The 10,842-nt window shown below is 67.7% G+C and carries 10 protein-coding genes; 5 read left to right on the top strand and 5 right to left on the bottom strand.

The genetic code is table 11. The features are described 5' to 3' along the window. Positions 1 to 53: 53 nt before the first annotated feature. The 3 genes from ACM0PB_RS07025 to ACM0PB_RS07015 form a co-directional block, all read right to left on the bottom strand. Positions 54 to 2,123, bottom strand: coding sequence for an EAL domain-containing response regulator (locus tag ACM0PB_RS07025; protein ID WP_005416205.1), 2,070 nt, complete (start codon positions 2,121 to 2,123; stop codon positions 54 to 56). Positions 2,124 to 2,214: 91 nt separating this feature from the next. Further along, positions 2,215 to 3,399, bottom strand: a complete 1,185-nt coding sequence (locus ACM0PB_RS07020) for a BaiN/RdsA family NAD(P)/FAD-dependent oxidoreductase (RefSeq protein WP_111129542.1) — start codon at positions 3,397 to 3,399, stop codon at positions 2,215 to 2,217. Next, positions 3,396 to 3,944, bottom strand: a complete 549-nt coding sequence (locus ACM0PB_RS07015) for a YaeQ family protein (protein WP_005416207.1) — start codon at positions 3,942 to 3,944, stop codon at positions 3,396 to 3,398. The genes ACM0PB_RS07020 and ACM0PB_RS07015 overlap by 4 nt, the downstream gene beginning before the upstream one ends. A gap of 124 nt (positions 3,945 to 4,068) precedes the next feature. Between ACM0PB_RS07015 and ACM0PB_RS07010 the strand changes: the two genes are divergently transcribed. Beyond that, the gene (locus tag ACM0PB_RS07010; protein ID WP_171955981.1) at positions 4,069 to 4,938 is read left to right on the top strand and encodes a pseudouridine synthase; all 870 of its coding nucleotides are present in this window, start codon (positions 4,069 to 4,071) and stop codon (positions 4,936 to 4,938) included. A 13-nt stretch (positions 4,939 to 4,951) separates the two neighbouring features. Here ACM0PB_RS07010 and ACM0PB_RS07005 read toward each other — a convergent pair whose 3' ends face one another. Next, positions 4,952 to 5,440 (bottom strand): YaiI/YqxD family protein, encoded by a 489-nt coding sequence (locus tag ACM0PB_RS07005; protein ID WP_065185179.1) that lies wholly within the window; start codon positions 5,438 to 5,440, stop codon positions 4,952 to 4,954. A 302-nt stretch (positions 5,441 to 5,742) separates the two neighbouring features. Between ACM0PB_RS07005 and ACM0PB_RS07000 the strand changes: the two genes are divergently transcribed. The 4 genes from ACM0PB_RS07000 to ACM0PB_RS06985 all read left to right on the top strand — a co-directional run bounded on the left by ACM0PB_RS07000 (position 5,743) and on the right by ACM0PB_RS06985 (position 9,345). After that, complete coding sequence (locus tag ACM0PB_RS07000; RefSeq protein WP_005416210.1) at positions 5,743 to 5,952, top strand: cold-shock protein; 210 nt, start codon at positions 5,743 to 5,745, stop codon at positions 5,950 to 5,952. Between the two features lie 187 nt (positions 5,953 to 6,139). After that, a complete protein-coding gene (locus ACM0PB_RS06995) occupies positions 6,140 to 6,829 on the top strand; it encodes a glutathione S-transferase family protein (RefSeq protein ID WP_065195926.1) in 690 nt (229 codons plus the stop codon). 32 nt (positions 6,830 to 6,861) lie between these two features. Next, complete coding sequence (locus ACM0PB_RS06990) at positions 6,862 to 8,427, top strand: protein adenylyltransferase SelO (protein WP_065185178.1); 1,566 nt, start codon at positions 6,862 to 6,864, stop codon at positions 8,425 to 8,427. A gap of 381 nt (positions 8,428 to 8,808) precedes the next feature. Continuing rightward, positions 8,809 to 9,345, top strand: a complete 537-nt coding sequence (locus tag ACM0PB_RS06985) for an adenine phosphoribosyltransferase (protein ID WP_065185177.1) — start codon at positions 8,809 to 8,811, stop codon at positions 9,343 to 9,345. Between the two features lie 92 nt (positions 9,346 to 9,437). On the opposite strand, the gene dbpA is transcribed toward ACM0PB_RS06985, so the two are convergent. Further along, a complete protein-coding gene (gene dbpA / locus ACM0PB_RS06980) occupies positions 9,438 to 10,814 on the bottom strand; it encodes an ATP-dependent RNA helicase DbpA (RefSeq protein WP_065185176.1) in 1,377 nt (458 codons plus the stop codon). Positions 10,815 to 10,842 lie beyond the last annotated feature (28 nt).

The following is a 10,842-nucleotide window of genomic DNA, read 5'->3' as shown; positions in this document are numbered from 1 at the left end:
CCGGCAACCCCGGGTACCTGAGGCTGCCGGCCAGCGGCCGGCACTACCCTCGGTTACCCGAATTCGAACCCCATCTCCGGCAACGCCGGGCCGACAAAGTCGCCCTGCACGTAATCCACGCCGGCACTGAACAGCAGCGTCATCGAGTTGGCATCGCTGACGAATTCGGCGATGGTGCGGATGCCCGCTTCCTGAGCACGCGCAGTGATCTGGCTGATGCGGTCGATGTTCTCGCGGGTGGCAGCCAGGTCGCTGGTGAAGCCCCGGTCCAGCTTGAGGAACTGCGGCTGGAAGTGGGCCAGCAGCTGGAACGAGTCCAGCCCGGAACCGAACTGCTCCAGGCCGATGCGGCAGCCCAGTGGCGCCACTTCGGCAAGGAATTGCTGTGCACTGCGCAGGTGGGTGAACACCTTCGCTTCCGGTGCATGCAGCCACAGCCGTTCGCCGGGCACGCCCTGTGCCTGCAGTTCGCGGTGCAGGGTGGCGATCATCTGTGGGTCATCGAACGATTCCGGCGTGACCTTCACCAGCACCTGGGTGGCATGACCCGCACGTGCGCGTTCGCCCAGCACCGCGATCGCCTGCGAAACCACCCAGCGGTTGATGTCGGCCAGCAGGCCGTGTTCCTCGGCGATGCCCAGGAACGCGGTCGGGCTCAGCAGCTCGCCGTTGTTTTCCAGGCGCAGATAGGCTTCGTACAGTTCCAGTGGTTCGCCCTGCAGGTTCAGCACCGGCTGGTAGTGAAGCTGGAAACCGTCGCCGGCCAGCGCCTCGCGGATGCGCGCCACCCAGCGCTGCACACGCTCTTCCTCGACACGGTCGGCGGCAGCCGGGTCGAAGATGCGGCAGGTGTTACCCAGCTCGGCTGCAGCCTGGGTGCATTCGCTGGCGCGCGCCAGCACCTGGCCGATGCTGGCGATCTTCTCACCGACCTGTACGCCACCGATGCTGACCGTCACCGTGGCCGAGCGTGCGCCGATGCTGAAGACGTGCGCGGCGTAGGCTTCTCGGATGCGCTCGGCCAGCGCCACGGTCTGTGCGTAGGGTCCGGCCTGCAGCACGGCGAAATTGTGTTCGCCGAAACGGGCCAGTTGCGCGTCCTCGCCAACCACTTCGGCCAGCAGGGCGGCGAGGGCGCCGATCAGGGTATCGGCCGAGGCCAGGCCGATATCCGGCAGCAGGCGCGCGTAGTGGTCCGGCTCGATCAGCAGCAGGCCGAACTGGCCCTCGCTGCGCCCGGCCTGGGCCACCGCGCTTTCCAGCTGCAGCATGAAGGTCGGGCGATTGAGCAGGCCGGTGACCTGGTCGCGCTGGCGCAGGTCCTCGACCTCGCGTGCCAGCTCGGGGTCGAACTCCATGCGGCGGCGGAGCACCACCTGCAGGCAGGACTCGCCTTCGTAGGTGGCCGCCGCAAATTCCATCGTCGCCGGGAACGCACTGCCGTCCTGGTGGCGCGCGTCGAGCTGGTACTGCGGCGGCGGCGCCTCGCCACGGCTGAGGCCCTTCAGCAGCTGCTTGAAGCCCTCCACGTGTTGGGCAGCGACCATGTCCAGCAGCGAAATGCCTTCGATGTCGTCGAATTGCTCGTAGCCGAACATCTCCAGGTAGGCGTCGTTGGCGCGGATGTGCATGCCTTCATGCACGTAGGCGATGGGGTCGCGCGAGGAGGCGATCAGCGCGTCGCAGCGGCGCTCGGTCTCGCGCATCTGCGCCTCGATGCGGCGCAGGCCGCGGCGTGCCTGCAGGTCGACCCACTGGTCGCGGACCACGGCGAGCAGGTGCTCGGGGCGCTGGCGCAGGGCGAGGGCACGGATGCCATGGCTGCTGGCCTGCACCAGTTCGTCCTCGTCGATGCGCTCGGCCAGCAGCACCAGCGGGATGTCCTTGCCGCTGGCGGCGATGTGCTGGGCTGCCAGCTGCAGCGGAATGCCCTGCGACGGCGAGGCCAGCACCAGGTCGATGGCCTGGCTGGTCAGCACCTGGGCCAGCTCGGCCGCATCCTGCGGGCGCCACGGGCGTACCGCGATGCCGCTGTTGCGCAGGGTGCTGACGATGGCTTCGGCATTCTCGCCGCTGTCATCGACGATCAGCAGGCGGATGGTGATGTCGTTCGCGTTCTGCATGCACTGCTCCCCAATCTGCGAATCTAGATACACGATGCGCGGCGAACCGTCCATGCGCGTACCCCTTGCGCGCATGGAACGGCGAAGTGGTTCACACCACGCCGCCCGCTGCGTGGCCGCTGGCCCAGGCCCATTGGAAGTTGTAGCCGCCCAGCCAGCCGGTCACGTCCAGCACCTCGCCAACGAAGTGCAGGCCGGGGACGCGCTTGGATTCCATCGTTGAGGATGACACTTCGGCGGTGTCCACGCCGCCCAGGGTGACCTCGGCGGTGCGGTAGCCTTCGGTGCCGCTGGCCACCAGCGGGAATGCGCCCAGCAGCTGCGCAGCCTGGCGCAGCACCGGCTCGTCCAGCTGGCGCACGGGGCGGTTGGGCAGCCAGTGCTCGCACAGCCGCTGTGCCAGCCGCTTCGGCAGTACCTCGCCCAGCACCGTGCGCAGCTCGGCGGCGGGGCGGTCGCGCTTCATCTGGCGCAGCCACTCGCCGGCATCCTGGCCCGGCAACAGGTCCAGCTCCAGCGCATCGCCGGGCCGCCAGAACGAAGAGATCTGCAGGATGGCCGGACCGCTCACGCCACGGTGGGTCAGCAGCATGAAGTTCTGGAAGCTCTTGCCGTTGCAGCGCGCTTCGATCGGTAGCGCCACGCCGCTGAGGTCGGCCAACCGTTCCTGGTGCTTGCCGCTGAGGGTCAGCGGCACCAGCCCGGCGCGGGTCGGCAGCACCTGGTGGCCGAACTGGCGGGCCACTTCATAGCCAAAGCCGCTGGCCCCCATGCTGGGAATCGACAGGCCGCCGGTGGCAACCACCAGCGAGGCGCAATGGAACAGCCCGTGCGTGGTGTGCACGCGGAAACCATCGCTGCCATGCTCGATGCGCTGCACGCTGCAGTCGGTACGGATCTGCACGCCGGCCGCCTGGCATTCGTCCACCAGCATCTTCACGATCTGCTTGGAGGAGACATCGCAGAACAGCTGCCCCAGTTCCTTTTCGTGATACGCGATGCCGTGCTTGTGCACCAACTCGATGAAGTGCCAGGGCGTGTAGCGGGCCAGCGCCGACTTGCAGAAGTGCGGGTTGGCCGACAGGAAGTTGGCCGGGGTGGTGCCGGTGTTGGTGAAGTTGCAGCGGCCACCGCCGGACATCAGGATCTTCTTGCCGACCTTGTTGGCATGGTCGATCACCTGCACCTGGCGGCCGCGCTGGCCAGCCGTGATCGCGGTCATGAGCCCGGCTGCGCCGGCGCCGATGACCACCACGTCACAACGGATCGTGTTCATGCCTTGGCGCGCTTGCGCCAGGTCGGGATCACGTCGAGCTGCATCTGATCGTTGAGCAGCTGCACTTCACCGTCCTGGATCAGCACGCTCCAGCGCATCGCGCGCTGGATCTGCTGGCCCCACAGCTCTACGAAGGCACCGTCGAGATCGACCACCGAAAGATTGTCGAAGCGCGCCAGGCCCTTGCCCTGCTTGCCCCACCAGATCTCCGAGGCGTTGCCGCCATAGTTGACCACCTGCACCTGGCGGCTGCGGTTGCTGGCCTTGCGGATGCGCGATTCGTCCGGATGGCCCAGGTCGATCCACTGCAGGATGTCGCCGGTGTAGTCGTGTTCCCACAGGTCGGGTTCGTCATCGGTGCTCAGGCCGCGGCCGAACTCCAGGCGGTCGCCGGCGTTCAGCGCGAAGGCGAGCAGGCGCACCATCAGGCGCTCGTCGGTCTCGGACGGATGCTGGGCCAGGGTCAGGTTGTGGGTCGCGTAGTAGCCGCGATCCATGTCGCTGATCTGCAGTTCGGCCTTGCGGATGGTGGCGGTAAGAGCCATGGGGGGTCCGTGGACTAAAGACGACAATGATAGAGGTTTGCTCCGGGGGTGTCCGTGGCCGGGCTGTCTGCGCAGCGTCAACGGTGGCACGCTTGCGTTCTTTCCCGTGGCCGGAGTGGACGCCATGACCTTGCCCAGCCGACTGCAGTTGCCGCCCGGGCCCTGGGCCACCCTGCTGGATGGCCTGTGTGCACGTTTCCCGCGCATCGCGCCCGCGCAATGGCAGGATCGCTTCGCGCGTGGCCGTGTGCTGGATGCGCAGGGCAGGGCGCTCACTGCGGACACGCCCTGGCAGGTCGGGCGGGAGATCCAGTACTTCCGCGAGGTGGCCGACGAACCGGTGATTCCCTTTGTCGAGACCATCGTCCATCTGGATGCGCACCTGCTGGTGGCCGACAAGCCGCATTTCCTGCCGGTGACACCTGCGGGTGGGCATGTGCGCGAGACGCTGCTGGCGCGGCTGGTCGCCCGCACCGGCAATGCCGATCTGGTACCGCTGCACCGGCTGGATCGGCTGACGGCCGGGCTGGTGATGTTCTCGACCCAGCGAGCGTCGCGCGATGCTTACCAGCGCCTGTTCCGTGATCGGCGCATCGAGAAGGCCTATGAGGCCCTGGCACCGGCGCTGCCGGGGCTGGCGTTTCCGTTGCAGCGGGACAGCCGGTTGGTGCCGGGCGAGCCGTTCTTCCGCATGTCCGAAGTGCCCGGTGAGCCCAATGCGCGCAGCCGGATCGAGCTGATCGAGGCCGAAGGGGCGATCTGGCGCTACCGGCTGCTGCCGGAGACCGGCCGCAAGCATCAGTTGCGCGTGCACATGGCCATGCTGGGGGCGCCGATCTTGGGTGACGACCTGTACCCGCAGCTTCGGCAACGGCCACTGAATGTGGCCGAGTCACCGCTGCAGCTGCTGGCGCGGGGCCTGGCCTTCGACGACCCGTTGAGTGGCGCACGACGGATGTTCAGCAGCGGCCGCAGCCTGAGCCTTCCGGCATAGGGCGGCCAGGCGCTCAGCGGGCCGGGCGTCGCGCCAGCCAGCGGTCCAGCTCGGCGGCGAACAGCTGCCGGTCGCGGGGCCCCAGGGGCGGCGGTCCGCCGGTCTGGACCCCGGCGCCGCGCAGTTCCTCCATGAAATTGCGCATCGACAGCCGCTCGGCCATGTTGTTCGGGGTGTACAGCTGGCCGCGCGGGTTCAGCGCCACGGCCCTCTTCTCCAGCACCAGCGCAGCCAGCGGGATGTCCTGGGTGACGACCAGGTCTCCGGCGGCGACCCGCTCGACGATGGCGCTGTCGGCCACGTCCAGGCCCTGCGGTACCTGGATCGAGCGCAGCCAGCGCGACGGCGGGGTGCGGATCCACTGGTTGGCGACCAGGGTCAGCTCGATCCCGACCCGTTCGGCGGCCCGGAACAGGATGTCGCGAATGACGGTGGGGCAGGCGTCCGCGTCCACCCAGATGCGGGGAGACGCGTGTTCAGCGGGGATTTCAGCTTCAGTCATTTACCCAGTGTAGGGTAGGAAAAACCTGAATGGGGGCTCGGGGTTAGCCGCGATTGGCTGCCAACCCTTGTCACGCCTAGCGGGTGACGTGTTCCCATGAACGTCGGGACTATCGCTTTTTGCAGAAAACACGCGTATCGTGCGACCCACTGTGTTTGCTAGGGTCACCGTGAATCGTGGCCTGGTGCAGTTGATCTCACGATCCGCTCATCGATCCGCTTTACCAACGCCTGCAACTCAGTCTCGGCCCCGATACCCGGTGGCTGCGATTTTTTTCAACATGTGTTTCAGGAGTTAGTAAAATGTCTGAACGTCAGACCGGCACCGTCAAGTGGTTCAACGACGCCAAGGGCTTCGGCTTCATCACCCCGGAAAGCGGCCCGGACCTGTTCGTGCACTTCCGCGCGATCCAGGGCACCGGCTTCAAGACCCTGCAGGAAGGCCAGAAGGTTACCTTCATCGCCGTCCAGGGTCAGAAGGGTATGCAGGCTGACCAGGTGCAGGCGGTCTAATCCGTCTGCTACCGTTGGGTAGCCAGAACGCCGGAGGCGAGAGCTTCCGGCGTTTTTTATTGCCCGCTGTTTTTTGTAGAAATCGAGCCACGCTCGACTGTTCTCAAGGACAGTGGAGCAGGGCTCGACTCTACAAAGGGCATGCAGCCGGCGCGGTAGGATGGCGGCCTTCCCAAGGATCGTCCCCATGCGCATCGTTCATCACCTGGAAAACTCCCGTTCCCTGCGCGTGCTGTGGATGCTGGAGGAGTTGGGGCTGGACTACGAACTGCGCCGCTATCCGCGCGATCCGAAGACGCTGCTGGCGCCGCCGGAACTGCGCAACGTGCATCCGCTCGGCAAGTCGCCGGTGCTGCAGGATGGCGAGCTGGTACTGGCCGAGTCCGGGGCGATCCTCGACTATCTCGCTGACCGTTACGACACGCAGCGCCAGCTGTCGCCGTCACCGATGCCGGCCGACGGCACCGAACGCATCGCGTACCGCTACTGGCTGCACTATGCCGAAGGCTCGGCGATGCCGCCGCTGCTGCTGACCCTGGTGATGGGCCGCATCCGTAATGCGACCATGCCATTCTTCGCACGCCCGATTGCACGCAGCATTGCCGACAAGGCCGAGCGGGGCTTCGTTGGGCCGCAGCGGCGCCTGCACCTGGACTGGATGGAGCGCCGCCTGGCCGAAAGCCCATGGTTTGCCGGCGAGCGCTTCAGTGCGGCCGACATCCAGATGAGCTTCCCGATCCAGGCTGCTGCCGCGCGCGGTGGCGGTCTCGACGGCAAGCCGGCACTGCGTGGCTTCCTCAAGCGCATCAGCGAGCGGCCTGCTTACCAGCGCGCCGAGGCCCACGGTGGCCATCTGCAGGCGCTCAGCGGCAATTGAGGCCGGCGGCGGTCGCCCCCACCTCCAGAGTCATGGATACCGACAGCCCCCGTTTCGACAACCGCCTGCTGCATGCCCTGCCGGGTGACCCCGAATCCGGCCCGCGCAGGCGCGAAGTGCTGGGTGCCGCCTGGTCGCCCGTGATGCCGACCCCGGTGACGGCGCCCACGCTGTTGGCCTGGGCGCCGGACGTCGCCGAAATGCTTGGCTTCAGTACCGCTGAAGTCGAAAGCGAAGGTTTCGCGCAGGTGTTCGGCGGCAATACGCTGTACGCCGGCATGCAGCCGTGGGCAGCCAACTACGGTGGCCATCAGTTCGGTCACTGGGCCGGCCAGCTCGGCGATGGGCGTGCGATCTCACTGGGCGAGCTGGTGGCACCCGATGGCCGCCACTGGGAGCTGCAGCTGAAGGGGGCCGGGCCGACGCCTTACTCGCGCGGTGCCGATGGACGGGCAGTGCTGCGCTCGTCGATCCGCGAGTTCCTGTGCAGCGAAGCGATGCACCACCTGGGCGTGCCGACCACGCGCGCGTTGTCGCTGGTCGGTACCGGCGAGGAGGTGGTGCGCGACATGTTCTATGACGGCCACCCGCGTGCCGAGCCTGGTGCCATCGTGTGCCGGGTCTCGCCGTCGTTCCTGCGTTTCGGTTCGTTCGAGCTGCCGGCCTCGCGTGGCGAGACTGCCTTGCTGCAACAGCTGGTGGACACCTGCATCGCCCGTGATTTCCCCGGGCTGGAGGGGCAGGGCGAGGCACGGTACGGCGACTGGTTCGCGCAGATCGCGGTGCGCACCGCCGAGATGATCGCGCACTGGATGCGTGTCGGCTTCGTACATGGCGTGATGAACACCGACAACCTGTCCGTGCTCGGTCTCACACTGGATTACGGCCCCTATGGCTGGGTCGAGGATTTCGATCCGGACTGGACGCCGAACACCACCGACGCCCAGGGGCGCCGCTACCGCTTCGGCACCCAGCCGCAGGTGGCGTACTGGAACCTGAGCCGATTGGCCCAGGCGCTGTCGCCGCTGTTCGCCGATGTCGCACCGCTGCAGGCGGGCCTGGCGGCCTTCCAGTCCACCTTCGTGGCCTGCACGCGTCGCGATGCCGCGGCAAAGCTGGGGCTGGCCGCGGCCGACGATGACGACCTGCAGCTCTACCAGCGCTGGCAGCAGCTGATGCAGGAGGGTGCCATGGACATGACCCTGGCCTGGCGCGCACTGATGCGCATCGACCCGTCGGCAGCGGACGCTACGGTTCTGGACGCGGTGTACTACGACGAGGCGCGGCGACAGGCAGTGCAGGCACCGTTGCAGCACTGGCTGCAGGACTACGCGGAGCGCCTGCGCAGCGATCCGCTGCCGGCCAGCGAACGCGTGGCGAAGATGACGGCGGCCAACCCGCTGTACGTGCTGCGCAACTGGTTGGCGCAGGAAGCGATCGACCGCGCAGAGCAGGGTGACCTCGGCGGTGTGCATGCGCTGCAGGACGTGCTGCGAGACCCATACACCGAGCGCGCAGGGCTCGAGCACTTCGCTGGCAAGCGCCCGGCGTGGGCCGACAACCGCGCCGGTTGCTCGATGCTGTCCTGCAGTTCCTGAGGGTGGGTTTCGGCAGGGCTGCGCCCTGCACCCGCAGAGGCAAGGGCCGAATCCAAAGCCAAAGCCAAAGCCAAAGCCAAAGCGGCTCTGGATTGTTGATGGTCTGGCGGGGCGGTGTGGGGCTGCAGGACACGCCGTAAACCCCCAAACCGGCCCAGCCGCCAGCGGCTGGGCCGGGCCCCGGAGGGGTACTTGCAGCGTCCCCTGCAACCGGACCCACCCCGCCATCCCACAGAATGCACGCTGTTGCTGTTGCCGTTGAGGTTGCCGGCCAGCGGCCGGCACTACCGCAGGTGCAGGGCGCAGCCCTGCCGACACCCCCAACAGGCAGGCGGCGCCCGGAACGGGTACCCTATGCCGCCATCAGATAGCCAATGTGACATGACCGACGCCATCGTCGCTCCGCAGTGGGCCTCCCGCCTGCGCGACATCGCCGACTTCCCCAAGCCCGGCATCCTGTTCAAGGACATCATGCCGCTGCTCGCCCACGGCGAGGACTTCCGCGGCGCGATCACCGCGATGGCCGACCGTTGGCGCGACCAGAAGCTGGACGCGGTGGTCGGCATCGAATCGCGTGGTTTCATCCTCGGCGCCGCGATGGCGCTGGAGCTGGGCGTCGGCTTCGTGCCGGTGCGCAAGCCGGGCAAGCTGCCGGGCCAGGTGCTGCGCGAGGAATACACGCTGGAGTACCGCAGCGACTGCATCGAAGTGCACGCCGACGCGTTGCCGTCCGGTGCCCGCGTCGCGATCATCGATGACGTGCTGGCCACCGGCGGCACGCTGGTCGCTGCGTTGTCGCTGGTGCGCCGCCTGGGTGTTGAAGTGGTCGGCGCCGGTGTGCTGGTCGAGCTCGATGGCCTGGGCGGCCGGGCCCGCTGGGAGGCGGGCTTGCCACTGCACACCGAACTGGTGTTCTGATCGAAGGGTGAATGCCAACCAAGGTTGGCATCTACCAGAGCGAAGAGCCGGGAGCCGGTCGTTGCCAACCGTGGTTGGCAACCCGGCTTCAATCACATCATCCGCACGCGGAAGCGACGGCCCTTGATCTTGCCGGCTTCCAGCCTGGCGACGGCCTTGTTGGCCTGTTCACGCGCGATCGCCACGTAGGAGCGGGTCGGGAAGATCGCGATCTTGCCGATGAACTTGCTCGACAGGCCGGCATCGCCGGTCAGTGCGCCGAGGATGTCGCCCGGGCGCAGCTTGTCGGTCTTGCCGCCGTCAATCCGCAGGGTGCGCATCGCCGCCTGCGGCAACTCGGCCGGGCGCGAGGTCGCCAGTGGCGTCTTCTGCCAGTCCAGCGGTTGCCCCAGCTGCGCTTCGATGGCTTCGGCGCGGGTCTTTTCGCGGCCAGCCACCAGGCTGATCGCCAGGCCGCTGGCACCGGCACGACCGGTACGGCCCACGCGATGCTGGTAGCTCTCCACGTCGGTCGGCAGTTCGTAGTTGATCACCGCCGCCAGCTCTTCCACGTCCAGTCCGCGCGCGGCGACGTCGCTGGCGACCAGCACGTTGCAGCTGCGGTTGGCCAGCCGCAACAGCACTTCCTCACGGTCGCGCTGCTCCATGTCGCCGTGCAGGGCGAGTGCGGAGAAGCCGAACTGCTGCAGCGAGTTGGCCACTTCGTCCACGTCCTTGCGGGTGTTGCAGAACACCACCGCCGATTCCGGCGCGTACTTCAGCAGCAGGCCGGCCAGCGCCTTCTGGCGATGCACCGGTTCCACCTCGCAGAACAGGTGGCGGATGGCCGGTGCCTGGTCGGCACCTTCCACGGTCACCTCCACCGCGTCGCGCAGCAGGTCACGCGCCATGGCGCGGATGCTGTCGGGGAAGGTGGCGGAGAACAGCAGGCTCTGGCGATCCCTGTGGGTGCGGCCGGCGATCTCGCGGATCGGCTCCTCGAAGCCCATGTCGAGCATGCGGTCGGCCTCGTCCAGCACCAGCGTGCGCACCGCGCCCAGGTTCAGCGCGCGCTTGCGTGCCAGCTCCTGCACGCGGCCGGGCGTACCCACCACCACGTGCGGGTCGTGGCCTTCCAGCGAGGCCAGCTGCGGGCCCAGCGGCACGCCGCCTACCAGCAGCAACAGCTTCAGGTTGGGAATGCCGGTGGCCAGCTTGCGGATCTGCTTGCCGACCTGGTCGGCGAGTTCGCGGGTCGGGCACAGGACCAGCGCCTGCACGCGGATCAGGCTGGGGTCGACGGCCTGCAGCAGGCCCAGCCCGAAGGCGGCGGTCTTGCCGCTGCCGGTCGGCGCCTGTGCGATCACATCGTGGCCATCGAGGATGGCCGGCAGGCTCTGCGCCTGCACGGGGGTGAGGGTGGTGTAGCCGAGGGCGTCCAGGCCGGGCTGCAGGGCCGGGCTCAGCGGCAGGGTCGAGAAGTCAGTCATGGCGCATTGTACCTGCCTGCGCGGCAGC

This window comes from Stenotrophomonas sp. AR029, from assembly GCF_047520695.2.
Lineage (GTDB): Bacteria > Pseudomonadota > Gammaproteobacteria > Xanthomonadales > Xanthomonadaceae > Stenotrophomonas > Stenotrophomonas sepilia.
This window is presented reverse-complemented; position numbering and strand designations above follow the sequence as displayed.